Source organism: Citricoccus sp. NPDC079358, assembly GCF_040702545.1.
GTDB lineage: Bacteria > Actinomycetota > Actinomycetes > Actinomycetales > Micrococcaceae > Citricoccus.
In genome coordinates this window covers 86,136-111,894 of the sequence record NZ_JBFBLI010000010.1, presented here as the reverse complement: position 1 = coordinate 111,894, position 25,759 = coordinate 86,136, and the positions used below count along the sequence as shown (strand labels likewise).

Annotated in this window: 24 protein-coding genes and 1 other RNA gene; 8 read left to right on the top strand and 17 right to left on the bottom strand. The window is 69.1% G+C overall.

Annotated features, from left to right (window positions below):
* The first annotated feature begins 82 nt into the window (after positions 1-82).
* Positions 83-487 carry a Fur family transcriptional regulator gene (locus tag AB0333_RS12865; protein ID WP_366219052.1) on the top strand — a complete coding sequence of 135 codons (405 nt, stop codon included), beginning with the start codon at positions 83-85 and terminating at the stop codon, positions 485-487.
* Here AB0333_RS12865 and AB0333_RS12860 read toward each other — a convergent pair.
* The 6 genes from AB0333_RS12860 to AB0333_RS12835 all read right to left on the bottom strand — a co-directional run bounded on the left by AB0333_RS12860 (position 454) and on the right by AB0333_RS12835 (position 7,511).
* Positions 454-1,263 (bottom strand): metal ABC transporter ATP-binding protein, encoded by an 810-nt coding sequence (locus tag AB0333_RS12860; RefSeq protein ID WP_366219051.1) that lies wholly within the window; start codon positions 1,261-1,263, stop codon positions 454-456. The genes AB0333_RS12865 and AB0333_RS12860 overlap by 34 nt on opposite strands.
* Positions 1,260-2,216 (bottom strand): metal ABC transporter permease, encoded by a 957-nt coding sequence (locus tag AB0333_RS12855; RefSeq protein WP_366219050.1) that lies wholly within the window; start codon positions 2,214-2,216, stop codon positions 1,260-1,262. The genes AB0333_RS12860 and AB0333_RS12855 overlap by 4 nt, the downstream gene beginning before the upstream one ends.
* Before the next feature lie 5 nt (positions 2,217-2,221).
* Positions 2,222-3,265, bottom strand: a complete 1,044-nt coding sequence (locus AB0333_RS12850; RefSeq protein WP_366219049.1) for a metal ABC transporter substrate-binding protein — start codon at positions 3,263-3,265, stop codon at positions 2,222-2,224.
* A 139-nt stretch (positions 3,266-3,404) separates the two neighbouring features.
* Positions 3,405-4,484: a hemolysin family protein gene (locus AB0333_RS12845; RefSeq protein ID WP_366219048.1), complete on the bottom strand. Its 1,080-nt coding sequence runs from the start codon at positions 4,482-4,484 to the stop codon at positions 3,405-3,407.
* Complete coding sequence (locus AB0333_RS12840) at positions 4,481-5,854, bottom strand: hemolysin family protein (protein WP_366219047.1); 1,374 nt, start codon at positions 5,852-5,854, stop codon at positions 4,481-4,483. The genes AB0333_RS12845 and AB0333_RS12840 overlap by 4 nt, the downstream gene beginning before the upstream one ends.
* Before the next feature lie 208 nt (positions 5,855-6,062).
* Entirely contained in the window at positions 6,063-7,511 is a 1,449-nt protein-coding gene (locus AB0333_RS12835; RefSeq protein WP_366219046.1) for a GuaB1 family IMP dehydrogenase-related protein, read from the bottom strand.
* Positions 7,512-7,775: 264 nt separating this feature from the next.
* On the opposite strand from AB0333_RS12835, the gene AB0333_RS12830 reads away from it, so the two are divergent.
* Both AB0333_RS12830 and AB0333_RS12825 read left to right on the top strand, forming a co-directional pair.
* Complete coding sequence (locus AB0333_RS12830) at positions 7,776-11,618, top strand: multifunctional oxoglutarate decarboxylase/oxoglutarate dehydrogenase thiamine pyrophosphate-binding subunit/dihydrolipoyllysine-residue succinyltransferase subunit (protein ID WP_366219045.1); 3,843 nt, start codon at positions 7,776-7,778, stop codon at positions 11,616-11,618.
* A gap of 156 nt (positions 11,619-11,774) precedes the next feature.
* Positions 11,775-12,377 carry a GDSL-type esterase/lipase family protein gene (locus AB0333_RS12825; RefSeq protein ID WP_366219044.1) on the top strand — a complete coding sequence of 201 codons (603 nt, stop codon included), beginning with the start codon at positions 11,775-11,777 and terminating at the stop codon, positions 12,375-12,377.
* A gap of 348 nt (positions 12,378-12,725) precedes the next feature.
* Here AB0333_RS12825 and rsrA read toward each other — a convergent pair whose 3' ends face one another.
* Both rsrA and AB0333_RS12815 read right to left on the bottom strand, forming a co-directional pair.
* A complete protein-coding gene (gene rsrA, locus AB0333_RS12820) occupies positions 12,726-12,992 on the bottom strand; it encodes a mycothiol system anti-sigma-R factor (RefSeq protein ID WP_366219043.1) in 267 nt (88 codons plus the stop codon).
* Entirely contained in the window at positions 12,989-13,711 is a 723-nt protein-coding gene (locus tag AB0333_RS12815; RefSeq protein WP_366219042.1) for a sigma-70 family RNA polymerase sigma factor, read from the bottom strand. Before AB0333_RS12815 ends, rsrA begins: the two co-directional genes overlap by 4 nt.
* A 196-nt stretch (positions 13,712-13,907) precedes the next feature.
* Here AB0333_RS12815 and aroA point away from each other — a divergent pair, with 196 nt between their 5' ends.
* The 5 genes from aroA to AB0333_RS12790 are packed head-to-tail and all read left to right on the top strand — an operon-like array spanning position 13,908 to position 18,192.
* Positions 13,908-15,266, top strand: a complete 1,359-nt coding sequence (gene aroA, locus AB0333_RS12810; RefSeq protein WP_366219041.1) for a 3-phosphoshikimate 1-carboxyvinyltransferase — start codon at positions 13,908-13,910, stop codon at positions 15,264-15,266.
* Positions 15,263-16,510, top strand: a complete 1,248-nt coding sequence (locus tag AB0333_RS12805; protein WP_366219040.1) for a ribosome small subunit-dependent GTPase A — start codon at positions 15,263-15,265, stop codon at positions 16,508-16,510. Before aroA ends, AB0333_RS12805 begins: the two co-directional genes overlap by 4 nt.
* A 10-nt stretch (positions 16,511-16,520) precedes the next feature.
* Complete coding sequence (hisN, locus tag AB0333_RS12800; protein ID WP_366219039.1) at positions 16,521-17,339, top strand: histidinol-phosphatase; 819 nt, start codon at positions 16,521-16,523, stop codon at positions 17,337-17,339.
* The gene (locus tag AB0333_RS12795) at positions 17,339-17,827 is read left to right on the top strand and encodes a CrcB family protein (protein ID WP_366219038.1); all 489 of its coding nucleotides are present in this window, start codon (positions 17,339-17,341) and stop codon (positions 17,825-17,827) included. Before hisN ends, AB0333_RS12795 begins: the two co-directional genes overlap by 1 nt.
* A 20-nt stretch (positions 17,828-17,847) precedes the next feature.
* Positions 17,848-18,192, top strand: coding sequence for a CrcB family protein (locus tag AB0333_RS12790; protein ID WP_366219037.1), 345 nt, complete (start codon positions 17,848-17,850; stop codon positions 18,190-18,192).
* 62 nt (positions 18,193-18,254) lie between these two features.
* Here the strand turns inward: AB0333_RS12790 and AB0333_RS12785 are convergent, their stop codons facing one another.
* The 9 genes from AB0333_RS12785 to AB0333_RS12745 all read right to left on the bottom strand — a co-directional run bounded on the left by AB0333_RS12785 (position 18,255) and on the right by AB0333_RS12745 (position 25,633).
* Positions 18,255-18,656 (bottom strand): DUF2568 domain-containing protein, encoded by a 402-nt coding sequence (locus AB0333_RS12785; protein WP_366219036.1) that lies wholly within the window; start codon positions 18,654-18,656, stop codon positions 18,255-18,257.
* Between the two features lie 83 nt (positions 18,657-18,739).
* Positions 18,740-19,110, bottom strand: a transfer-messenger RNA (tmRNA) gene (gene ssrA / locus AB0333_RS12780).
* 115 nt (positions 19,111-19,225) lie between these two features.
* Positions 19,226-19,735, bottom strand: a complete 510-nt coding sequence (smpB, locus tag AB0333_RS12775; RefSeq protein ID WP_366219035.1) for an SsrA-binding protein SmpB — start codon at positions 19,733-19,735, stop codon at positions 19,226-19,228.
* 102 nt (positions 19,736-19,837) lie between these two features.
* Positions 19,838-21,367, bottom strand: coding sequence for a peptidoglycan DD-metalloendopeptidase family protein (locus AB0333_RS12770; RefSeq protein WP_366219034.1), 1,530 nt, complete (start codon positions 21,365-21,367; stop codon positions 19,838-19,840).
* A 150-nt stretch (positions 21,368-21,517) separates the two neighbouring features.
* A complete protein-coding gene (gene ftsX / locus AB0333_RS12765) occupies positions 21,518-22,432 on the bottom strand; it encodes a permease-like cell division protein FtsX (RefSeq protein WP_366219033.1) in 915 nt (304 codons plus the stop codon).
* Positions 22,429-23,124, bottom strand: coding sequence for a cell division ATP-binding protein FtsE (gene ftsE / locus AB0333_RS12760; RefSeq protein WP_313817902.1), 696 nt, complete (start codon positions 23,122-23,124; stop codon positions 22,429-22,431). The genes ftsX and ftsE overlap by 4 nt, the downstream gene beginning before the upstream one ends.
* A gap of 254 nt (positions 23,125-23,378) precedes the next feature.
* Positions 23,379-24,023, bottom strand: coding sequence for a CoA transferase subunit B (locus AB0333_RS12755; RefSeq protein WP_366219032.1), 645 nt, complete (start codon positions 24,021-24,023; stop codon positions 23,379-23,381).
* Positions 24,020-24,820 carry a CoA transferase subunit A gene (locus AB0333_RS12750; protein WP_366219031.1) on the bottom strand — a complete coding sequence of 267 codons (801 nt, stop codon included), beginning with the start codon at positions 24,818-24,820 and terminating at the stop codon, positions 24,020-24,022. The genes AB0333_RS12755 and AB0333_RS12750 overlap by 4 nt, the downstream gene beginning before the upstream one ends.
* 57 nt (positions 24,821-24,877) lie before the next feature.
* Positions 24,878-25,633: a 3-hydroxybutyrate dehydrogenase gene (locus AB0333_RS12745; RefSeq protein WP_366219089.1), complete on the bottom strand. Its 756-nt coding sequence runs from the start codon at positions 25,631-25,633 to the stop codon at positions 24,878-24,880.
* Positions 25,634-25,759 lie beyond the last annotated feature (126 nt).

The window sequence follows — 25,759 nt, the reverse complement described above, 5'->3', positions numbered from 1 at the left end:
CTCCACCTTGCTCGCTGCCCCGCGGGGGACTGAGCGGCCCTGCACGGCCCTGCGGGACAAGGACGCTGGTAGCCTTGCCTGGATGACTGCCGGACCTGTGAAAAGCCGCTCCACCCGGCAGAAGACCGCCGTGAACCGGGCCCTGGACGAGCTCACCGACTTCGTCAGCGCCCAGGAGCTCTTCGCCGTCCTCAAGGAGCGCGGCGAACAGGTCTCCCTGGCCACGGTGTACCGCGTCCTGACGCAACAACAGCAGGACGGGCTGGTGGACGTGCTGAACCCGGATGACGGCGAATCGCTGTTCCGCCGCTGCGAGGCCCAGAACCACCACCATCACCTGGTGTGCCGCCGCTGTGGTCGCGCGGTGGAGATCGAGGCGCCCGCCGTGGAGCAGTGGGCGGCCCGGATCGCGGCCGAGCACGAGTTCACCGAGGTGGAGCACACGGTGGAGATCTACGGGATCTGCCCCGACTGCTCCCGTTCCTGAACCTCTGCGGCGGTGCAATCCGGGTCCACCAGGACCGGTGCGTCCTCGTCCGTGGAGCCGTGCAGGGAGCCCAGGCCGTAAACGGCCTCCAGGTTCGAGCGCGTCATGACCTCCTCGGGGCGGCCGGAGGCCACCACCCGCCCGTGCACGAGGATCACGTGGTCTGCGGCGCGCGCCTCGTCCAGGTCATGCGTGGTGAGGACCACGGAGTGTCCGTGGGTGGTCTCGGCGTGGATGATGCGGTCGATGGTGCGGGCCGAGGTGATGTCGAGTCCGGTCATCGGCTCGTCCAGCATGAGCACCTCATGCCCCTGGGCCAGCCCCTGGGCCACGTAGACCCGCTGCCGTTGGCCGCCGGAGAGTTCATCCAGGTGGCGTCCCGCCAGGTCCTCGACCTTCATCTGCTCCATGGCCTCCCGCACGGCCGCGCGGTCGACCTTCGTGAACGGCCGTAGCCAGCCCGCGGCTGGATAGCGGCCCATCCGGACCACGTCCCGCACGGTCATCGGCGTGCCCACCGGGAAGACCACGGACTGCATGACGTAGGAGACGCGCTGCCGGCTGTCCCGGACCGAGCCGCCCAGCACCGTCAACGTGCCCGACGCCGGCTCCAGCACCCCCGCGATCGCCTGCAGGAGCGTCGATTTGCCGGACCCGTTGGGTCCGATGACAGCGGTGACCCCGCCCAGCGGGACCCGGAACGAGGACGAGTGCAGGGCGACCTGGTGGCCGTGGGAGAGGACGAGGTCCCGCGCCTCGACGAGGACGCCGCTCATGCGCTCACCGCCTGGTCCAGCCCGCCGTTACTGGCCTCGTTCATGGAAGACACCGGATCGGCCGGGCTCCCCCGCCGCCGCAGCCGCCGGACCGCCTCCCGGACGGCCAGCACGAGGAAGAACAGCACGATCGGCACGAGCGCCATGGTGGCAGACCCGGCCGTGCCCCAGTAGTAGCTCAGGGTCAGCCCGCACCAGACCGAGAACACCGCGATGGCCACGGACCAGGTGATCATGACCGGCACCGTGCGGGAGACGAGTGCCGCGGTGGCCGGTGGCCCGACCAGCAGGCCGAACACCAGCAGCGTGCCCACGGCCTGGAAGCTGCCGATGACGGCCGTGGCGATGAGGACGAGCAGCAGCCCGTGCGTGAGCTTCGGGTGCATTCCCAGCGACTGGGCCTTGGCCGGGGAGAACGAGAGGGACATCAGGGGCCGGTACAGCAGGACGGCGAACACGATGACCACCACGGCCATCACCGTCTGCGTGCGGATGTCCTCCCAGCTGACGCCGAGGGCGTCACCGAAGAGGATGGCCGTCAACGAGCCCGAATAGGAATCGGACTTGGAGATCAGGACCACGCCGAGGGCCATCATGCCCACGAAGAGCAGGCCGATGGAGGTGTCCTCCTTGAGTGTGGTGGTGCGGTAGATCAGCTGCATCCCGCCCACCATGGCGGCGGCGGCGATGGCAGCGCCCAGATACGGGGAGAATCCGAAGAGCACGGCCGCGGCGATGCCCGGCATCACGCCGTGGACGAAGGCGTCACCGAAGAAACTCATGCCGCGCAGTACCAGCCACACGCCGACCACGGAGCACATCACGGCGGCCACGAGGCCGCCGACGAGGGCGCGCTGCTGGAAGCCCAGGGCGAAAGGCTCGACCAGCCAGTCCACGGAAAACACGGAAAACATTGAGAACTCGGAGAACTCGGAGAACACGGGGAGCAGCACGCCACTCACTGTAGGGCCTCGGCGAGGGTGCGGGCGTTGAGCACCATCGCCTCGGCATAGGTCTTGGCACCGGACCCCTCCGGTCCGATCCCTCCCTCGTAGAGTTCCACGACCGGGACCTCTCCCCCGGTCTCGGCGGACAGGGCGCCCATGAGCCTGTTGCCGGCTCCGGCACCCGTGACGAGGGCGTCCGCCCCCTCCTGGTTCATCTGGGTCACCAGTCCGGCCAGCTCGCCGGAGGACGGCTCGGCGTCCGTGGAGCCGCCGGGGACGACCACGCCGGCGATCTCGAACCCGAAGGCCTCGGCGAAGTAGTTGTAGGCGGCGTGGTCGGTCACCAGGGTGCGACGGTCCTCGGGGACCGTCTCGAGGATCTCCCGCACCTCGGCGTCCACCGCGACCAGTTCCTCGGCCGTCTGGGTACCGCAGTCCGCATACTGCCCGTCTCCGGTGACCTCCGCGAGTTCGGCCCCGATCAGCTCGGCCGCCTGACCCATGCGGGCGACGTCCAACCAGAAGTGCGGGTCGTCGCCGTCATGAGAGTGGCCCTCGGCAGAGTCGTCATCAGCGGAACCGCCCTCATGCCCGTCGTGCTCCGCGAACGGCAACGGGTCCACCTCGGGGGCCACCGCGACCAGGTGGGCCCCGTCCGCCTCGGCATTGTCCAGCGCCGTCTGCATCCCCGCCTCGAGACCGAGCCCGTTGGTGACGACCAGACCGGCACCCGCCATCTCGGCGATCTGACGGGAGGAGGGCGAGAAGTCGTGGGGGTCGTCACCGGGGCCCATCACCGTGGAGGAGGTGGTTCCGGCACAGGTGGTGATGCTGTCCAGGATGTTGCCGAGCTGGGTGGTGGTGGCCACGGCCACGGGCTCCGTCCCGCCCGAGGCGCCCTCCGTCCCGGTCCCCTCGCCCGCACATCCGGCGAGGACGGTGCCGGCCAGGGCGAGAGCCACCAGGGGCAGGGCGCGCCGGCGCGTGGTGCCGGACCGTCTCCGACCGGACCGCCCCAGGACTGATCGGGGGGCGGTCGACGGGGTCTCGTGCATGGGGTGCCTTCCGGGCGGTGAGATCTATTGAGAACGAATGTCAACTTAGCATGCTGCGAACCGTTGCCAATAATCAGTTGCGCGCTCACGCCGGAGACCCCTCCCGGTCCGTGCGCGCCATCACCCCGCCACCACCTCGCTACCGCCCCGGGGCCTGCAGCTTCAGGGGGTTGTTGGACTGGGTCGCATCGTGGATCTCACCCACCAGGACCTCCAGCACGTCCTCGAGGAACAGCACCCCGACGGTCTTACCCTCGGCCGAGATGACCCGGGCCACGTGGGAACCGGTGCGCTGCATCAGGCTCAGGGCGTCCTCGATCTCGTCCGTGACGGACACATTGGCCATGGAACGGACCTTGGTCACCGGCACGGGCTCCCGGTACCGCTCGCCGGGAACGGTCATGACGTCCTTGAGGTGCAGGTATCCGGTGTAGGAGCCATCGCCGTCTTCCAGCACGAAGCGGGAGAATCCGGTGCGGCCCACCGCCTTCTCGAAGGCCTTGGGTGCCACGTCGGCCGGCAGGGAGACCACGTCGGAGACCGGCACCATGACGGCCTCGGCCGTGTAGTCGGAGAACTCCAGGGCGCCGGAGATCAGGCCGGAGCCGTCGTCCACCAGGCCGGTCCTGGTGGACTCGGCCACGATGGACTGGACCTCCTCGAGGGTGTAGGTCGAGTTCACCTCGTCCTGCGGCTCCACCTTCAGGGCCCGCAGCACGATGTTGGCGGCCCAGTTCAGGGCCACGATCACCGGGTGCAGGACCTTGTTGAGCCACACCAGCGGCGTGGCCAGGAGCATGACCGCCTTGTCGGCCATGGAGACGGCGGCGTTCTTCGGGACCATCTCGCCGAAGGTGACGTGCAGGAAGGTGACCACCAGCAGGGCGATGACGAAGGCCGTGACGTCCGCGGCCGCCGTCGGGACCCCCATGCCTTCCAGCGGGATGACGAGCAGGTGGTGGATGGCCGGTTCGGACACGTTGAGGATCAGCAGCGAGCAGACCGTGATACCGAGCTGGCACACGGCGAGCATCTGGCTGACATGCTCCATGGCGAACAGGGCGGTCCGGGCCCGGCTCGAGCCGGCGTCGGCCTTGGGCTCGATCTGGCTGCGGCGGGCGCCCATGACCGCGAACTCCCCGGCCACGAAGAAGGCGTTGGCGATCAGCAGCACGACCAGCCACACGATGCCCATCACGTCATTGTTGAGCGCGTTCATCGGTGGGCCGCCTTCCGCTGACCGGCTGATCCGGCTGATCCGACGGCGGTGGCCACCTCGGCCGCGGCAAGGTTCGGGGCGCTCGGCACGAACTTGACCCGGTCCACCCGGCGCCCGTCCATCCGCTCCACCACCAGGGTGCCGCCGTCGGCCGCCACCGTGTCCCCGGCCTCGGCCACCCGGCCGAGCACGGCCATGATGAAACCGCCGACCGTGTCATAGGAACCGTCCTCGGGGACCTTCAGGGCCGGGATCTGGGCACCGACCTCGTCGGGACGCATCAGGGCCGGGAAGTACCACTTGCCGGAGGCCGTCTGGAGCACACCGGGGGTGACCCGGTCGTGCTCGTCGGAGACCTCGCCGACAATCTCCTCCACGAGGTCCTCGAGGGTGACCATGCCGGCGGTGCCGCCGTACTCGTCCACGACCATGGCGACCTGAAGGCTGGAGGAGCGCAGCTCCGTCAACAGCTGGTCCAGGTGCACGGTCTCCGGCACGCGGCCGACGTCGGTCATGATGGTGGCGGCCACGAGTTCCTGACGCTTGGCGCGCGGCACCGCCACGGCCTTCTTGACGTGGAGCACCCCGCGGACGTCGTCCGGGGAGTCACCGATGACCGGGAACCGAGAGTAGCCCGTGCGGCGGGCGGTCTCGATGACGGCATCCAGGGGCTCGTCGACGTCGATCGACTCCATCCTGATGCGCGGGGTCATCACGTCCGCCGCGGTGCGACCGGAGAACCGCAGGGTGCGGTCCACGAATACGGCGGTCTTCTCGTCCAGGGTCCCCATCTCGGCGGACCGGCGGATCAGGGAGGAGAGTTCCTCCGGGGTGCGCGAACCGGAGATCTCCTCCTTGGCCTCCATGCCGAACAAGTGCAGCACCCGGTTGGAGAAGCCGTTCAGGATGAAGATCACCGGCCGGAATACCAGCGAGAACACCAGCATGGGCCGTGCCAGGGCGCGGCCGACCTGCATGGACCGGGCGATCGAGAGGTTCTTGGGGATCAGCTCGCCGATGAGCATCGAGGCGAGGGTGGCGGCCACCATGGCCACCACGATCGAGACGGTCGAGGCGGTGGCCTCGTTCAGCCCCAGGGCCGCCAGCGGCCCCGCCAGGAGGGCGCCGAGGGACGGTTCCATCAGGTAGCCCGTCAGAAGGGTCGTCAGCGTGATGCCCAGCTGGCACGCGGAGAGCTGGGTCGAGAGGGACTTCAGGCACTTCAGCAGCGGCTCGGCGCCGCGGTCGCCATCGTCCACCAGCCGCTGGACCGTGGGAACGTCCAGGGCGATCATCGAGAACTCCACGGCCACGAAGAAGCCGGTCCCGAAGACCAACAGCAGGCCCAGGGCAAGCAGGAGCCATTCCACGTCAGCACCCACCCCCCGCGGGACCGTCAGCGGCCGGGTCGTTCAGTGGGCACGTACTAGAGGGCTCCGTTCCGGCCACGGCGGAATCCAGAAGGGATCCCCGGCGGCGGGCGGTGGCACCAGATCGGTGTCTGTCCATAGTGCTCTCAGTATACGGAACACTTCACTCCGGGTCTCCCCGGCGCCTCAACGGCTACTCACCACCGTCTCACCAGGACTGCCGGACCGGCCGCCCCTCCTCGTAGCCGGCCGCGGACTGCACGCCGACGACGGCCCGCTCGCGGAACTGGGCCAGGTCGTTCGCCCCGGCGTAGCTCATGGAGGAGCGCACCCCGGCCGTGATCATGTCCAGCAGGTCCTCCACGGAGGGCCGCTCCGGGTCCAGGTACATCCGCGAGGTGGAGATGCCCTCCTCGAACATGGCCTTGCGCGCCCGTGAATAGGCGTCCTCCGCCTTGGTACGGTTCTGCACGGCCCGGGCCGAGGCCATGCCGAAGCTCTCCTTGTACTGGCGCCCGTCGGCGTCGGCCACCAGGTCCCCCGGGGACTCGACCGTGCCCGCGAACCAGGAGCCGATCATCACCTGGCTGGCCCCCGCGGCCAAGGCCAGGGCGACGTCACGCGGGTAGCGGACGCCGCCGTCGGCCCAGACGTGCTTGCCCAGGTCCCGGGCGGCCGCGGCGCAGTCCAGCACCGCGGAGAACTGCGGACGGCCGACGGCGGTCATCATCCGGGTGGTGCACATGGCACCGGGCCCCACACCGACCTTGACGATGTCCGCACCCGCGGCCACGAGTTCACGCACGCCGCCGGCCGAGACCACGTTGCCGGCCACCAGGGGCACCGGCAGGTCCAGGGATTTCACGGCCGCCAGGGCGTCCAGCATCTTCTGCTGGTGGCCGTGGGCGGTGTCCAGCACGAGCACGTCCACGCCGTACTCCACCAGGGCGGCGGCCCGTCCGGCCACATCCCCGTTGATCCCGACGGCGGCGCCAAGGCCCAGTGCCCCGTTCCGGTCCACGGCGGGGGCGAACATCCCCGAGCGTAGGGCGCCCGAGGGCGTCATCACGCCCACCAGTGCCGTGCCGTCCAGGACCGGGGCGTACGCCACACCGGCGGTGTCCAGCTGGCCGAAGGCCTCCTGCAGGGAGGGGAAGGCCCCGGCCTCGAAGGTCAGCGCCGGCGAACGGAGCACCGAGGCCACCGAGGAGAAGCGGTCCACACCCTCACAGTCCTCGCGGCGGACGATGCCCGCGAACACCCCGTCCTCGCCCGTCCCGCCCTCGACCACGCAGACCGCGGGGTGGTTGCGTTTGCCGAGCAGGTGCAGCACATCCAGCACGGTGTCGGTGGGACGGACCCGCAGCGGCGTCTCGAAGACGGGGTGACGGCGCTTCACCCAGCCCGCCACCTGCTCGATGACGTCCAGGGGCACATCCTGCGGCAGGACGCCCAGTCCGCCGCGCCGGGCCATCGTCTCGACCATGCGGCGGCCGGTCACGGCGGTCATATTGGCGGACACCAGCGGGATGGTCGCCCCGGTGGCGTCGTCCGCGGAAATGTCCACGTCCATCCGGCTCGTGACCTCGGATTTCGAGGGAACCAGGAACACATCCGCATAGGTGAGATCGGTGGTCGGCGTCGTGAGGAATTCCATGGCCCCATGCTCCCACGAACCGGTTCACGGGTGCTTCCAGGTGGGTGAGCAGGGTGGTGAGCGGCTGGTGAGCGGCTCGCGAGGAGGTGCGAGCGAGTGGTTCGCCGATGGCTCGCAGGAAATCCCGGCGCGCGTTGGAACCTGACGCCGAACTATCACTATGCTTGGGGAGGCGCGCCAACAGAGCGGACCGGAGCGGGGCGCGCAGCAGGGATGCACCCGCCGGTGAACCAGATAGAAACTTACGGAAGAGGCGTTACCACCGTGCCAGAACTCACGTCCGACCGGCTTTCCGCGGAATTTCCCGGAAACGAATGGCTCGTCGCGGAAATCTACGACAAGTACAAGGCGGACAAGTCCTCCGTAGATGCCAAGTGGGTCCAGATCTTCGAACGGCTGGAAGCGGACACTCCTGCGTCCGCGGCCGCACCCGCCCCGTCGGCCGGCAAGGCCTCCCAGTCCGTGAAGGACACCGCCGTCGACGTCGGCAAACGCGCCGATGCGAACGGTTCGGGCCGGTCCGCCGGCTCCGGCGAGAAGGCAGAGAAGGCAGAGAAGGCAGAGAAGGCAGCCAAGACGACCACGACGGCGACGGCTCAGCCCGAGAAGGCCGAAGACCCGAAGAAGGCCGCCGCCCCCTCCGCCGCCTCCGCATCCCCCGCCGTGAAGAAGTCCGGCGCCCCGGCCACCGCCCCGGTCCCGTCCGAACCGGAGAAGACCAAGAAGAAGGCCTCCGAGGAGGTCACCGAGGACAAGGTCTCCCCCTTGCGCGGGATGTCCCGGGCCGTGGCGAAGAACATGGACGCCTCCTTGTCCATGCCGACCGCGACCACGGTGCGCGACGTCCCCGCCAAGCTGCTCATCGACAACCGGGTGGTCATCAACAACCACCTCAAGCGCAGCCGCGGCGGCAAGGTCTCCTTCACGCACCTGATCGGCTACGCCCTGATCCGCGCGCTGGCCCAGTACCCCGCCATGAATGTCCTGTACCGCGAGGTGGACGGCAAGCCCTCCATCGTGGAGCCGGCCCACATCAACTTCGGCCTGGCCATCGACCTGCCGCAGAAGGACGGCTCGCGCACCCTCGTGGTCCCGAACGTCAAGGGCGCCGAGTCCATGAATTTCATCGACTTCTGGCGCGCCTATGAGGACCTGGTCAAGCGCGCCCGGGACAACAAGCTGGGCCTGGACGACTACGCCGGCACCACCGTTTCCCTGACCAACCCCGGCGGCATCGGCACCGTGCACTCCGTGCCGCGGCTCTCCGAGGGCCAGGCCGCCATCATCGGCGTCGGCGCCCTGAACTACCCGGCCGAGTTCCAGGGGGCCTCCGAGAAGACCCTGAACCGCCTGGCCGTCTCCAAGACGATCACGCTGACCTCGACCTACGACCACCGCGTGATCCAGGGTGCCGCCTCCGGTGAGTTCCTGAAGATCATCCACGGGCTGTTGCTCGGTGAGCAGGGCTTCTACGAGGAGATCTTCGAGTCGCTGCGGATCCCCTACGAGCCGGTGCAGTGGAAGCCGGACGTGCAGGTCAACCCGGAAGACCAGATCAACAAGGTCGCCCGGATCCAGCAGATGATCCACTCCTACCGCGTGCGCGGCCACCTGATCGCGGACGTGGACCCGCTCGAATACACGATGCGCAAGCACCCGGACCTGGACATCCTGGAGCACGGGCTGACCCTCTGGGACCTGGACCGCGAGTGGCCCACCGGCGGCTTCGGCGGCCAGCCCATGCTGCCGCTGCGCAGCATCCTCGGTGTCCTGCGGGATGCCTACTGCCGCAACACGGGCGTGGAGTACATGCACATCCAGGACCCGGCCGAGCGCAAGTGGTTCCAGGACGAGCTGGAGCACCCCTACGCCAAGCCCACGCGTGAGGAGCAGCTGCGCATCCTCGGCCGCCTCAACGCCGCCGAGGCCTTCGAGACGTTCCTGCAGACCAAGTTCGTCGGCCAGAAGCGCTTCTCCCTGGAAGGCGGTGAATCGCTGATCGCCCTGCTGGACGGGGTGATGTCCGGCGCCGCCGATGAAGGCCTCGAGGAGGTCGCGATCGGCATGGCCCACCGCGGCCGCCTGAACGTGCTGACCAACATCGCGGGCAAGACCTACGCCCAGGTCTTCCGCGAGTTCGAGGGCACCGCCATCCCGGGTTCCGTGGAGGGCTCCGGTGACGTGAAGTACCACCTCGGCACCGAGGGCACCTTCATCTCGGACCGCGGCAACCGCACCAAGGTCTACCTGGCCGCCAACCCCTCCCACCTTGAGGCCGTGAACCCGGTCCTCGAGGGTGTGGTGCGCGCCAAGCAGGACCGCCTGGACCGCGGAGGCGACTCCGTGAACTCCTACTCCGTGCTGCCGATCCTGGTGCACGGGGATGCCGCCTTCGCGGGCCAGGGCGTGGTGGCGGAGACGCTGAACCTCTCCCAGCTGCGCGGCTACCGCACCGGCGGCACCATCCATGTGGTGGTCAACAACCAGGTCGGCTTCACCACCCCGCCGTCCTCCGCCCGGTCCTCGGTCTACGCCACGGACGTGGCCAAGACCATCCAGGCGCCGGTCTTCCACGTCAACGGTGACGACCCGGAGTCCGTGGTCCGCGTGGCCCAGCTGGCCTACCAGTACCGGCAGCGGTTCAACAAGGATGTCGTCATCGACATGATCTGCTACCGCCGCCGCGGCCACAACGAGGGCGACGATCCCTCGATGACCCAGCCGCGCATGTACAACCTCATCGAGCAAAAGCGCTCGGTGCGCAAGCTGTACGTGGAGAACCTGGTCGGCCGCGGTGACATCACCCAGGACGAGGCGGACTCGGCCCTGAAGGACTACCAGCAGCGCCTGGAACGCGTGTTCGCGGAGACCCATGAGGCCCAGACCTCGCCCATCCCGGTCATCGGCACCGGCCTGGAGAAGACCACGGACGATGAGGATCGCACTCCCGAGGCGCCGGACGGCACCAAGATCACCGAGGAGACCCTGCAGCGGATCGGTCAGGCCCACCTGGAGATCCCCGAGGACTTCACCATCCACCCGAAGCTCAAGTCGCTGCTCGAGAAGCGTGCCAAGATGGCCGTCAATGGGGACATCGACTGGGGCTTCGCCGAGCTCGCGGCCTTCGGCTCGCTGCTCATGGAGGGCGTGCCGGTGCGGCTGGCGGGCCAGGACTCTCGCCGCGGCACCTTCGTGCAGCGTCACGCGGTCTTCCACGACCGCGTGACGGATGACGAGTGGACGCCGATCAGGAACCTGTCCAGCGACCAGGCCAAGTTCTGGGCGTACGACTCCCTCCTGAGCGAGTACGCCGCGATGGGGTTCGACTACGGGTACTCCGTGGAGCGCTCCGACGCCCTCGTGCTGTGGGAGGCCCAGTTCGGCGACTTCGTCAACGGCGCCCAGACCGTGATCGACGAATTTCTCTCCTCGTCGGAGCAGAAGTGGGGCCAGAACTCCTCGCTCGTGCTGCTGCTGCCGCACGGCTATGAGGGCCAGGGGCCGGATCACTCGTCCGCACGGATCGAGCGCTTCCTGCAGATGTGCGCCCAGGAGAACATGCGGGTGGCCAACCCGTCCAATGGTGCGAACCACTTCCATCTGCTGCGCGAGCAGGCCTACGCCCGTCCGCGCCGTCCGTTGATCGTGTTCACGCCCAAGCAGCTGCTGCGCCTGAAGGCCGCCTCCTCGGCGGTGGAGGAATTCACCCAGGGCCGGTTCCAGGCGGTCATCCCGGACCACGAGGTCGGCAACTCGGTGGAGAAGGTGCTGCTGGTCTCCGGCCGCCTGTACTACGACCTGCTGGCCCGCCGCCAGAAGGACGGGGACACCAAGACGGCGATCATCCGCGTGGAGCAGCTCTACCCGCTGCCCTCCGAGGAGATCCAGGCCGAGCTGGCCAAGTACCCGGACGCCACCGTGAACTGGGTCCAGGACGAGCCCGCCAACCAGGGTCCGTGGCCGTTCATGGCCCTGAACCTGTTGCCGGAACTGGGCCGGAAGGTCACCCTGGTGTCCCGCCCGGCCTCGGCCTCGACGTCGGCCGGCTCCAAGGTCCGTCACGATCACGAGGCCTCCATCCTGCTGGACCAGGCCTTCGGCCGCTGAGCGTAGCCGCCAGTCCCTGACGGGGGCATTCGGCCCGGCCACCACCCCAGGTGGCCGGGCCGAGTGCTCCCCAGCGCTTCCCTCCAGGCCACGATTCCGTGCACGGCTCCCAGTGGGCCTTGGTACAGTGACGGGCACCCCATCGAAAGGTAAACAGTGGAGATTCGTCGGATCCGCATCGCCTCCGTCGGCAATGAATTGCTGGCCGGCGTGGGCGACCCCCGCGCCCTGGGCTGGCTCGGCCGTGTGCTGGCCAAGACCTCAGCCCCCGGGGTGCAGCTGGAGAGCTATGTCCTCGCCCGCCCGGATGAGGGAACCGAGGCCCTGTCCCACCGGTGGCAGTCGGAGACGGCCCTGCGCTACGGCGAGACGACCGAGAACCGCCTGGTCATCGGGTTGTCCGACCTCGACCTGGACCGGGAGTCCTCCACGGCTCGTGCGCGTCTGAACCTGGCCAACATCCTGGACCGGGCCGCGCAGCTGGACATCGCCACGCTCGTGGTGGGCCCCGTCCCGTCCCTGGACGGTGAGCGCAATGCGCGGCTGCAGGAGCTGAACACCGCCTACCTGGACGTGGCGGACCGGCGCCATCACTACTACGTGGATGCGTTCACGCCGCTGGTGAACCACGAGCAGTGGCGCAACGACCTGGCGGCGGGTCAGGGCCTGCCGGGCCAGGCCGGCTACGGTCTCATCGCCTGGCTCGTGCTGCACCGCGGCTGGTACCAGTGGCTGAACCTGCCGGAGCCCACCGCCTGACCGGGCGGGCACGGCGGCCTCCTCGGCCGGGTGGTCCCCAGGTTGGGCCGGGCAACCGGCATGTGCGAAACTGGATGGTGCTGTCATGTATCGATGACGGCATCCATCACCGGAAGGAACCGCGATGAGCAAGCGTGGACGCAAGCGCAAGGACCGCCGCAAGGGTAGCGCCAACCACGGCAAGCGGCCCAACTCCTGAGGCCCTGCAACGCACGAGACCCCGCCGATCGGGACGGTTGATCCGTCCGCCCCGGCGGGGTCTGTTGCTTTAAGGCTCAGGTGCTTGAGGGCTCAGGCGGAGCCGCGCCGCGGCTGCGGGCCGCTCCCACCACCGGCACGACGGCCGGGTCAGTGCCCGGCTTCCACCTTGATCTCGCTGATGCGGGCCATGATGCTGACCTTCAGGGTCGAGGGGGCCTTCTCGGAACAGCTGCGCTTGACCACCGAGCGGATGATGCACTCCAGGTCGTACTCGTGGGAGCAGTCCGTGCATTCACCCAGGTGGCTCTTGACCTCCTCGAGGTCCTGGTGGGTCAGCGCACCGTCGAGGTACTCGTAGAGCCGCTGGATGCGGGCATCCTCACAGTCGCCGATCTTCTGGCAGTCCTCGCTCATCTGCCCGCCTCCTTGTCCGTCTCGTGGTCCGTCTGATGGTTGGTACTCTTCTGGTTCTTCGCGCCCTGGGCGCTTTTCCTGCCGGCCTGGTCGACCTTGATGCCGCGGTCCCGGGCGTAGTCCGTCAACAGGCCGCGCAACAGCTTGCGTCCGCGGTGCAACCGGCTCATCACGGTGCCGATGGGGATGTCGAGGATCCCGGCGATCTCCTTGTAGGCGAAACCCTCGACGTCCGCGAAGTACACGGCCAGCCGGAACTCCTCCGGAATGGCCTGCAGGGCGTCCTTGACGTCCGAATCGGGCAGGTGGTCCAACGCCTCGGTCTCCGCGGACCGCAGCCCGGTGGACGTGTGCTCGGCGGCTTGGGCCATCTGCCAGTCCTCGACCGTGTCCGTGGCCGCCTGCTGGGGCTGGCGCTGGCGCTTGCGATAGAGGTTGATGTAGGTGTTCGTCAGGATCCGGTACAGCCATGCCTTGAGGTTGGTCCCCGGCTTGTACTGGTGGAAGGACGAGTAGGCCTTGGTGAAGGCCTCCTGGACCAGGTCCTCGGCGTCCTGCGGGTTGCGCGTCATGCGCATGGCCGCGGAATACAACTGGTCCACGTACTCCAGGGCATCCCGCTCGAAGCGCATGCGCCGGGAGCTGTCCGACTCCGAGGCGAGGTCCACGTCCGGGTTGTCGTGCGCCGCGGGGACCGAGGCGGTGTCTTTGGTATCCATTGCCTGCCAGTCTACGGCCCGGTCCGTCAGGAGGGGCCGTTCGGCAAGCGACACTGCGGCTGGGGCCATGGAGACCATCCTTTCCGGACGACTGGACTGTGCTCGACTGGTGGAGAGCAGCTGGCAGGCAGCTGGATCTTGGCGAGTACAGCAACCCAACCAGCAGGGATATTCCGCGGCCGGTAATCTTGGCTGGGTGAGCACCTTTCCCGCGCCCCTCGATCCCTGGCCCGCACCCCGAGCCTCCGGCCCCGTCTCCGGCACCGTGCGCGTGCCCGGTTCCAAATCGCTCACCAACCGCTATCTGGTGCTGGCGGCCCTGGCCGACGGCCCCAGCCGCCTGCGCGGCGTGCTGGACGGCCGCGACTCCCGGCTCATGGTCCGGGCCCTCGTCTCCCTCGGCGCCACCATCACGGAGGTCGCGCCCGGCACGGTGGAGGTCACGCCTCTCCCCACCCCCGCTCCCGACGCCGGCCCGGCCGGCGCGCTCGGCGACCTCACCATCGACTGTGGCCTGGCCGGCACCGTCATGCGGTTCGTCCCACCGGTGGCCGCGCTCATGTCCGGCTCCGTCCGGTTCACCGGTGACGAGGCCGCCCTGTCCCGGCCCATGGGCCCGGTCCTGGACGGTCTGGCCGGACTCGGCGTCCGGATGGACGGCCCCGGGCTCGACGCCGGCACCCTGCCCTTCACCGTGCACGGCACCGGCGGAGTGGACGGAGGCCGGGTGGAGGTGGATGCCTCCGGTTCGAGCCAGTTCGTCTCCGCCCTGTTGCTGGCCGCCCCCCGCTTCCGCCAGGGTCTGCACCTGGTGCACACGGGGTCCACGGTGCCGAGTCCCGAGCACGTCGGCATGACCGTGGCGGTGCTGCGGCGCTGCGGTGTCCAGGTGGACGACTCCGTGCCCGGGGAGTGGAGGGTCTCCCCCGGCCCGATCGGCGCCCTGGACACGGCGGTGGAACCGGACCTGTCCAATGCCGGGCCCTTCCTGGCCGCGGCCGTCGCCACGGCCGGCACGGTGTCCGTCCCGGACTGGCCCGCCCAGACCACCCAGATCGGTGACCGCTGGCGCAGCATCCTGCCCGCGTTCGGTGCCCGCGTGGACTTCTCCCCCACCGTGCCGGACGGTGCCACCGGCACCCTCACCGTGACCGGCGGGCCTCGCATCACCGCCCCGGGCGAGATCGCCGACACCGGTGAGCTGGCCCCCACCGTGGCGGCCCTGTGCCTCCTGGCGGAGGGCCCGGGGCGATTGACCCGGATCGGCCAGCTGCGCGGCCATGAGACGGACCGCCTGACGGCCCTGGCGACCGAGGCCGGGCGCATCGGTGGTGCGGTGGAGGAGGGCCGGGACCACCTGGTGTTCACCGGCCTGCCCTCGGGGTCAGCACCCTTGCACGGGGCCACCCTGGAGACCTATGAGGATCACCGGATGGCGACCTTCGCCGCCGTTGTGGGCCTGGCGGTACCGGACGTGAGCGTCCGCGACATCGCCACCACGGCGAAGACGATGCCGGACTTCCCGGAGATGTGGACCGGGCTGGTGGGGGGATGAGCCGCCCCGGCCGCGACTTCGACCCGCGCCGGTGGGACGAGTCCGATGTCCGCGCCCGCCCGTCCAAGAAGGGTTCCCGGCCGCGCACCAAGGACCGTCCCACGCACGGGGAGGCCTTGGTGGGGCGGGTCATCACGGTGGACCGCGGGCGGTACACCGTGCAGATCAGCGACGAGGACGGCACCCGCGACATCACGGCCATGCGTGCCAAGGAACTGCGCCGCAATCCCGTGGTCACGGGTGACCTCGTGGGGGTTGTCGGGGACCTCTCCGGCCGCGAGGGGAGCCTCGCCCGGATCGTGAGGATCGAGGACCGGTCCACGGTCCTTCGCCGCTCTGCCGACGATTCGGACGCGTATGAGCGCGTGGTGGTGGCCAACGTGGACATCCTCGTGATCATGGTGGCCGCGGCCAATCCGGAACCGCGGACCGGGTTCATCGACCGGGCCCTGGTGGCCGCCTTTGATGCCGGCATCGAGCCGATCCTGTGCATCACGAAGACCGATCTGCGGGATCCGGCCGAGTTGCTCTCCCACTACCACCATCTCGATCTCGAGGTTCTCACCTCGGGCGCCGCGGAGACAGCGCAGACGCCCCCGCCGGGCGAGGCGGGGCTGGACGGGCAGGACGAGCATGACGGGCAGGACGGGCCAGACGGAACGCACAGCACGGAGAGCGCGGACACCTCGGCAGAACCCAGCGGCGACGCAGACCTGGACCCCGGCCTGCTCGCCGCACTCCGGGCCCGGCTGGAAGGCCACATCTCCGTGCTCGTGGGGCCCTCCGGCGTCGGGAAGTCCACCCTGCTCAACGCCCTGGCCGGCACCCGTCGTGCCACCGGCCACGTCAACGCCGTCACCGGCCGCGGGCGGCACACCTCCTCCTCGGCGCTGGCGATCCCGCTGCCGGACTCAGGCGGCGCGGGCGGCGCGGACGGCGCGGACGCCGCGGACGGCGCGGACGCCGCGGACGGCGCAGACGGATCCTGGTTGGTGGACACCCCCGGCATCCGGTCCTTCGGGCTGGGGCTGGTGGACCGTGACCGGGTGGTGGCGGCCTTCGAGGACCTGGCGCCGGCGCTGGCCGACTGCCCGCGCGGCTGCCTGCACGCCGCCGGTGAGCCCGGGTGCGCCCTGGACGCCTGGGTGGCCGCGGGGCACGCGGGGGTGTCCGGCCCCGAACGGCTGGCGTCCTTGCGGCGCCTCCTGGACGGGCGTTCCGATGCAGCCGCCGGGGAACGGTAGCGTGGCCTCCATGACCGATGCGCCCAAGAACTACACCGATGATCTTCGACTGGCCCACATCATGGCCGACTCGGTGGACTCGCAGACCATGTCCCGCTTCAAGGCGCAGGACCTCACGGTCCACACGAAGCCGGACCTGACCCCGGTGACGGATGCGGACCGCGGCGCCGAGGAACTCATCCGGGGCAACCTGGCCCGCGCCCGTCCCCGTGATGCCGTCCTGGGCGAGGAGTTCGGCGAGCACGGCCATGGGCCGCGACGCTGGGTCGTGGACCCCATCGACGGCACCAAGAACTTTGTGCGCGGCGTCCCCGTCTGGGCCACGCTCATTGCCCTGATCGACGACGGCGTGCCCGTGGTGGGCGTGGTCTCCGCCCCGGCCCTGAACCGCCGCTGGTGGGCCGCGAAGGGCACCGGCGCCTACACCGGCAAGTCCCTGGCCGCGGCCACCCGCATCCACGTCTCCAACGTCTCCAAGATCGAGGACGCCTCCCTCTCCTACTCCTCCCTGGAGGGCTGGCGGGAGCGGGGCAACATCCGCGAGTTCCTCGAGCTGACCTCCACGGTGTGGCGGACCCGCGCCTACGGTGACTTCTGGTCCTACATGATGGTGGCCGAGGGGGCCGTGGACATCGCCTGCGAACCGGAGCTCGAGCTCTACGACATGGCGGCGCTGGTGCCGATCATCACCGAGGCCGGCGGGCGCTTCACCTCCCTCGAGGGCGAGGACGGGCCCTTCGGCGGCAATGCCCTGGCCACCAACGGGCTGCTGCATCCGGACGCCCTCGAGTCCCTCAACCCCGAGCTGATCGGCCAACAGCAGGCCTGATGGAACGTGCACGGCATCCCGGATGGGCCGTCGTCGGCGCCGTGGCGGCCGGCGGGGCCCTCGGGACGCTGCTGCGCTGGTTGCTGGTGTTGCCAGCCCCGGAGAGCGGCTCTCCCGTGGCCGGATGGATCAGCCTGGGGCTGGTGAACCTGTCCGGGGCCTTCCTGCTGGGGCTGTTGGCCGGCATCAGTGCGCGGCGGACCCTCCCGCGGTGGGTGGTGGCCGGCCTCGGCGTCGGCGTGCTGGGGTCCTACACCTCGCTGTCCGCCGTGGTCCTGGCCGCCTCCGTGGCCCCCGCCTTCGGCGTCATGGGGTTCATCCAGACCGGCACCCCCGGCGGGATCACGCTCGTGGCGGGCCTGGTCGGCACCCTCCTGGCCCTCGCGGCCGGAGCGACGCTGGGGACCGTCTGCGCCGCCGCGGGACTGCGGCTGGGAGGCTGGCCCTCCCCCGGGGCGGGCCACGCCGCCGGAGGGCGCCGGCGATGACAGCGGGGATGACAGCGGGGATGACACTGACGATGATGCTCGCCCTGGCCCTGGCGGGCGCCGTCGGCGCGGTGCTGAGGCTGCTCGCGGACCACTACCTCCAGCCGCGCGGCATCCTCGTGGCCAACGCCATCGGCTCCTTCGTGGCCGGGCTGGCCACCACGGGGATCACCGGACCCGCCCAGACGATCTGGGTGGTCGGCCTGGCCGGGGCCCTCACCACCTTCTCCACCGTCTCCGTGTCCACGGCGCGCGATGCCCTGTCCGGGAGATTCGCCGCCGCCGTCGGGTCCTGGTCCTCGCATCTGGCCCTGGCCCTGCTGGCCGTGGGACTGGGGCTCGCCGCTGGTATGGCGTTCCGGTAGCAGGAGGCGCGACGGCCACCGGCGTCCCGGTCACCGGAGATGACGGGACGCTGATGTCCGCCCTACCGGCCGGCCGAGCGGCGGCCCGAGGGGGCGGCGGACTCGCGGATCCGCTCCGGTACCCGGCCCACCCGGTCCCGGTAGACGACGGTCAGCGCCACGGACGCGAGGATCAGGGCGAGGTAGACGGCGGCGATCAGGGGCTGGCCGACGCCGAAGAGCACCACGGCACCCAGAACGAACAGCACGTGCGCGGCGACGGCGTGCCAGGGCCACGGTGGCCGGGCGGGAGCCTTCGGGGAGAGCAGCAGGCCCCATCCGGCCGCCACCACGATCACGGCGACGACGGCCGCCCAGGGGCTGGAGAACACCGTCAGCGCCCAGAACCCCGCCGCACCCAGGAGCCCGAGTTCGAGCAGGAAGAGCAGGACGGCGTGGAGGGCGGGACCGGCGGTGTCTGGCATGATTGCCCAGTCTAGGGGAAAGCCGGAGATGACAAAGGCCCCGGGACACCGATGAACGGTGTCCCAAGGCCTTTGCGGTGGGATGGTGGAGATGGCGGGAATTGAACCCGCGTCCGATGCAGTGTTGCCAGGTCTTCTCCGGGCGCAGTTTGCTGTGGGTGTTACTCGGCCCTGGCTGTCCCGCAAACAGGCAGCCAACCCGGGCCCAGCCGGATTAAGGTCTCCACCACGACCCCCGGCAAGGGTGGTGGACATTGGCTATCTAATCGACGCCAGGTCCTGGGGCGATAGCATCCTCAGGTTGACGGACTCGTTCACTGATCAGGCAGCGAGAGCGAAGTCAGTGCGCTTAGATTCGGCACTTGTTGGTTTGCAGAGAGCGTTGACGAGATGACTCTGCATCCTCGGCCCGCTTCCCCTGTCGCGACTCACATCGTCGAAACCGATCATCCCCATGTTTTGTTATCAATCAACCGGTTCCCTGCGGGGCTGCTCTGATTCCTCGCCTGGTCCGGACTGTCCAGTGTAACGCATCCCGGGCCCTGGGTATTCCGGCCGGCCTCCTGAGATCAGGCCGCCCGGCGGTTGCGGATCCGCATGGCGCGCTGTGCCTCCCGGTTGTCCTGCTTCTCGCGCAGGGCATGGCGCTTGTCATAGTCCTTCTTGCCCTGGGCGATGGCGATCTCGACCTTCACCCGGCCGTCCCGGAAATACAGCTGGAGCGGGACGATCGTGTGCCCGGACTCCTGGATCTGGCGGGAGATCTTCGTCAGCTCCTGCCGGTGCAGGAGCAGTTTCCGCCGCCGGCGAGAGGCATGGTTGGTCCAGGATCCGTTGAGGTACTCCGGGATGTAGACCTGCTCGAGGTACAATTCGTCCCCATAGAAGACGGCGAACCCGTCCACGAGGGAGGCGTTTCCCTCCCGCAGCGACTTCACCTCGGTCCCCATCAGGGAGATCCCGGCCTCGTAGGTGTCCAGGATGAGGTAGTTGTGCCGGGCCTTGCGGTTGGTCGCGATGATCTGCCGGCCGTCCGGGGTGGACGACTTGCCGGACTTGCCGGCGGACTTCTTGGCCATAGCCGGTCCCCTCCTTTCCGACGGGTCGGATGCTCACTACACAGACTTACCAGTGTACCGCCGCCGTCAAGGGTGGTGCCCACCGGCGGTACCGAGCCAGCCTTAGAGCAGACCGGCGGGGTTGACGGCCTGGCCGTCCAGGATGGTCTCGAAGTGCAGGTGACAACCGGTGGAGTTGCCGGTGGTGCCGGTGTAGCCGATGATCTGGCCGCGCTTCACCTTCTGTCCCGGGGACACGATGTACCGGGTCATGTGGTGATACTTGGTGGCCAGCGCGCGCCCGTTCACCACGCCGTGCGAGATGACCACGCGCTTGCCCGAGTTCCACACCGCCCAGTCCGCGTTCCAGACCTCGCCGTCGGCGGCGGCCCGGATCGGCAGGCCGCAGCCACCGCCGAAGTCCATGCCGGTGTGCACGTAACCCCCGGCGCCCCCGTAGTCGAAGGTGCCGGACGGCGTCGGGCGCCAGCCGAACCCCGAAGTGATGTACGTGTTCAGCGGCCACTGCAGACCCCAGCTGTTCGAGGTGCTAGCCGCCTTCTCGGCCTCGCTCGCCCGGTCCTCCGCGGCGCTGGCCTCGCGCTCGGCCTTCTCCGCCGAGGCCTGCGCGGCCGCCCGGTCCGCCGCCGAGGCCTGCCGGGCCTTACGGGCCGCCTCCTCGGCCTCGCGGCGCTTGCGCTCGGCTTCCGCCACGGCCGCACGGTGCTGTTCCTGCAGGTCGCTGGCCTTGCCGGCCTGGGCCGTCAAGGCCCGTTGGCGCTCGGCGATCTGGTCGTTGACCTGGTCCTGAGCCGCGCGGTTGGCGTCGATCTGCGCCTGGATCTGAGGACGCTGGGCCTTGAGCTCGTCCGTCAGCTCCGACGTGGTCGAGACCATCTGGTCGAGTTCACGCTTGGCGGCGGCGGCCTCGTCACGGGCCTGCTCCTCGCGCTGAAGCGCCTCCTCGGCCTGGGCCCGCAGGTCCCGGATCTCCGTCTCGACGGCGGCCAGGCGGACCTCGGCATTGACGTCCGTGGACTTGCTCTGGGAGACGGTGGAGATGCGGCTGTTCTGGATCCGCATGGCCTGGTTCGCCAGTCCCATGGCGTCCGGCAGAGAGGAGTCGCTCATGCCCAGGATGAAGGCGAGGTCGGAGGAGACGCCACCCTGCTTGTAGGCCTGGTTGGCGATCTGGCCGATCTCGGCGGAAGCCGTGTCCAGTTCCTGCTCACTCGCGGCGATCTCGTCGAGGATCTCGGAGCGACTCGACTCGGCCTGCCGCACGCGTTCGTGCAGTGACTGGACCTCCGCCGCGGCGGCCGAGACCTGGCCCTCGGCCGCGGTCAGCGTCTCCTGAGCGCCGGGCAACTGGTCCTGCAGCGAGTTCAGCTGCCGGATCTTGTCCGCGATGTCGGAGTCCAGTCCCTCCAGGGACGCGTCGAGGTCACCCTGACGATCCTCCAGGTCCGACTGCTTCCCGCCCAGGTCGCCGATCTCCTCATCGATCTCGGACTGCTGACGCTCGGCCTGCTCGATCTGGCGCTGCAGGTCGTCGATCGAGTCCTGTGCCGTGGCGGTGCCACCCATGGACAGGGTCAGAAAGGTGACCAGGCCGGCACCGACGATGGCGCGGGAGAGTCGGCGTCGCTTCACGGGTTCCTCCGTCGGGGAATGCGGACTGGGATGGTCGGGGTGCGGGTCAGTCGACCTGCGGGTAGGTCAGGTGGATCAGGTGAATCAAGGCGCGAAGCATCTCAACTCGGACAACATTAGGTCACAAGTGTCACACGTGTCCCATCGTCATCACACCTTGAGGTATCGCCGCAGGGTGAGGATGGACGAGAGCGCGGCGAGCAGGACCGCCACGAGCAGCAGCAGCGGAACGAGGATGAGTGCGTCCCCGCCCCCGATGAATCCGGTTCCCGGGTACTGTCCGGTGAGCCAGTCCCCGATGAAGAACTCCGCCACGGCCCACGTGGTGGCGCTGGCCAGCAGGGCGCCCGCGAGGGCGGCAATCACCCCCTCCAGCAGGAACGGCAGCTGGATCATGGTCTTCGAGGCGCCGACCAGGCGCATGATCCCGGTCTCCCGTCGGCGGGAGAACGCGGAGAGGCGGATGGTGGTCGCGATCAGCAGCACCGCACAGACCAACATCACCACCGCCACGGAGACCGCGATGACGGACGCCATGTTCATCAGGGAGAAGATCTGCTCCAACAGCTCACGCTGGTCGGACACGATCTCCACGCCGGGCATGGAGGAGAACAGCTCGTTCACGACCTCATACTGCTCTGGATCCACCAGCGCCACCCGGAAGGACTCCGGCAGCTGGTCTGCCGTGACGGTGCCCGCCATGGCGGAATTCTTGAACTGCTCCTGGAAGATCTCCAGTGCCTGGTCCTGTGACTCGTAGTCGAAGCTCTTGACGTACGGGGCGGCCGTAGGTGATTCCAGCAGGTCCTGGACGGCCTGGCGCTGGCTGTCCGTGACGGGGCCGGCGGCGCAGGAGGTGGTGGTGGAGGTATCCGTGCAGAGGAAGATGGCCACCTCGACCCGGTCGTACCAATACCCCTTCATCTGGGTGATCTGCTGCTGCAGCAGGCCCGCCGCCCCCACGAAGGTCAGCGAGATGAAGGTCACGAGCACCACCGAGATGACCATGGACAGGTTGCGGCGGATGCCGGAGAACGTCTCCCCGAGGACAAAGGCGAACCTCACGCCTGTACCTCCGTCCGGTAGCCGCCGCCGGTCTCGTCCCGGACGATCCCGCCGGCGTGCAGTTCCACCACGCGGCGGCGCATCTGGTTCACGATGTCGTCATCGTGGGTGGCCATGACCACGGTGGTTCCGTTCTGGTTGATCTTGTCCAGCACGGCCATGATGCCCAGCGAGGTCTCCGGGTCCAGGTTGCCCGTCGGCTCGTCGGCCAGCAGGATCTCCGGCCGGTTGACGATGGCGCGGGCGATGGCCACCCGCTGCTGCTCGCCGCCGGACAGCTCGTGCGGCATGCGCTTCTCCTTGCCCTCCAGGCCCACGGTCTCGAGGACCTCGGGAACGGTCTGGCGGATCTGGGCCCGGCCCTTGCCGAGCACCTGCATGGCAAACGCCACATTCGCGTAGACCGTCTTGTTGGGCAGCAGGCGGAAGTCCTGGAAGACCACGCCGATCCCCCGGCGCAGCTTCGGCACGCGCCACGAGGGCAGCCGCGCCACGTTCCGCCCGACCACGTAGACCGTCCCGCTGCTGGCGCGTTCCTCACGCAGCATCAGGCGGATGAAGGTGGATTTGCCGGAACCGGAGGCACCCACGAGGAAGACGAACTCGCCCCGCTCGAACTCCACCGTCACGTCATGCAAAGCCGGACGGGAACGGCGGTCGTAGACCTTGGAGACCTGCTCGAACCGGATCATGTTCCACACTTGCCCCTGGACGCGATCATCCCGCGGCACCAGGGGCTGGGTTGGGGAAGTCTCGGTGCCGACCTTCCCCACGGTAGTCACGAAGCGATAACAGCGGTGGGACGCTGGGCGGTGAGTCGGCGCGGATCAGGGGCCCGACCACCGCGATAGGTGGTCGGGCCCCGTGGTGCCCATCGGCCGGCGTCGGGCCGTGATGGGGTGCGTCAGTGGGGGTGCGTCAGTGGGGGTGCGTCAGTGGGGGTGCGTCAGTACAGCGTGGCTCCGGTGGCCTGGCGGACCTCGTCCTCCGTGAGCCCGGGAGCGGTCTCGACCAGCACCAGGCGCGGGGCGCTCGGATCCGTCGTCTTGTCCACGTCGATCACGGCCTTGTCCGTGATGATCCGGTCCACCACCCCCTGGCCTGTCAGCGGCAGGTCACACTCCGTGAGGACCTTCGGGGCCCCGTCCCGGGCATTGTGGTCCATCAGCACGATCACCCGGCCGGCACCGTGGACCAGGTCCATGGCCCCGCCCATGCCCTTGACCATCTTGCCCGGCACCATCCAGTTGGCCAGGTCCCCGTTCTGGTCCACCTGCATGCCACCGAGCACGGCGACGTCGATCTTGCCGCCGCGGATCATCCCGAAAGAGGACGCCGAGTCGAAGAACGAGGCCCCGGGGCGGACCGTCACCGTCTCCTTGCCAGCATTGATCAGATCCGGATCCACGTCCTCCTCGGCCGGGTACGGACCGACCCCGAGGATCCCGTTCTCGGACTGCAGCACCACGGTGCGCTCCTCCGGGATGTGGTTCGGGATCAGCGTCGGCATCCCGATCCCTAGATTCACGTAGGCACCGTCCGGCAACTCCTGCGCCGCCCGGGCCGCCATCTCGTCTCGGCTCCAGCTCATCGGTTCTGCTCCTCTTGTTCCGGTCCGGCGGCGCGGACGGTCCGCTTCTCGATCGGCTTCTCGATGTCCGGCCCGACCTCGACGATCCGGTGCACATAGACCCCCGGCAGGTGGACCTGGTCCGGATCGATCTCCCCGGGCTCAACCAGCCTCTCCACCTGGGCGATGCACACGGTCGCGGACATCGCCGCCGGCGGCGCGAACTGGCGAGTGGCCTTGCTGAAGACCAGGTTGCCGTGGCGATCGCCGACCGCCGCGTGGACCAGCGCGAAATCCGTCACGATGGACTCCTCCAGCACATAGTCCTTCTCCCCCGTCTGGCCCAGGGCGAAGGATCGCACGTCTTTCGGTGCCGAGGCCTTCGCCACGGTCCCATCCGTGTTGTACCGCATCGGCAGGCCCCCATCGGCCACCTGGGTCCCGACGCCGGAACGGGTGTAGAACGCGGGAATGCCGGCTCCCCCGGCCCGCAGCTTCTCCGCCAGCGTGCCCTGCGGCACCAGCTCGACCTCCAGCTCGCCCTCGAGATACTGGCGGGCGAATTCCTTGTTCTCGCCGACATAGGACGAGGTCATCTTGGCGATCTGCCCGGACGCCAGCAGCAGCCCGAGCCCCCAGCCGTCCACGCCGCAGTTGTTGGACACGATGGACAGCTCCTGCGCCCCCTGATCCCGCAACGCCTCGATCAACTGAACCGGATTGCCGGACAACCCGAAACCCCCCACCGCCAACGAGGACCCGTCACCGATATCGGCCACCGCCTCCGCCGCGCTACCCACCGTCTTGTCCATACTCATCGTCTGTCCTTCCGCTTCTCCTGGTTTGGTGTTCTGGTGTTCTGGTGTTCGGACGCCTCAACTGGCGGTCCAGCCGCCGTCCATCGCATACGAGGCGCCCGTGGCCATGCCGGAGGCGTCCGAGGCCAGCCAGAGCACCAGCGAGGCCACCTCTTCCGGCTCGACAAGGCGCTTGACGGCGGACTCGGTCAGCATGACCTTCTCCACGACCTCGTCCTCCGAGATGCCGTGGCTCTTCGCCTGGTCGGCGATCTGCTTCTCCACCAGCGGGGTGCGCACATAGGACGGGTTGATGCAGTTCGACGTCACCCCGTGCCCCGCACCCTCCAGGGCGGTCACCTTGGACAGCCCCTCGAGACCGTGCTTGGCGGAGACATAGGCACTCTTGAACGCCGAGGCACGCATCCCGTGGGCGGAGGAGAGGTTGATGATCCGGCCGAAGCCCCGTTCGTACATGCCCGGCAGGACGGCCCGGGTGAGCAGGAATGGCGACTCCAGCATGAGCCGGTGGATGAACCTCCACGCCTGGGGGTCGAACTCATGGATCGGGGCGATCCGCTGGATCCCCGCGTTGTTGACGAGGATGTCCGTGTCCAGCCGGAGCTCATCCAGGGCCTCGGTGTCGGCGAGGTCGGCCACCCAAGCCGTGCCGTCCACCTCGGCTGCGAGCGCCTCTGCGGCCTCCGCGTTCAGATCGGCCACGGTCACCGTGGCCCCGGCCGCAGCCAGCGCACGCACACAGGCCGCCCCGATCCCCGAGGCCCCTCCCGTCACCACCGCGGTACGTCCGGCGAGGATGCCGTCCCGGAAGATCCCGGTGGTCTGCTGATGCTCGGTCACTGATGCGGTCACGGGTTCGGTCACGGACGTGCCTGCCTTCTGGGTCGGGGATGAGGTACGGGTCAGGGAGGAGATACGGGTGGGTGAAGGACGGGGTGA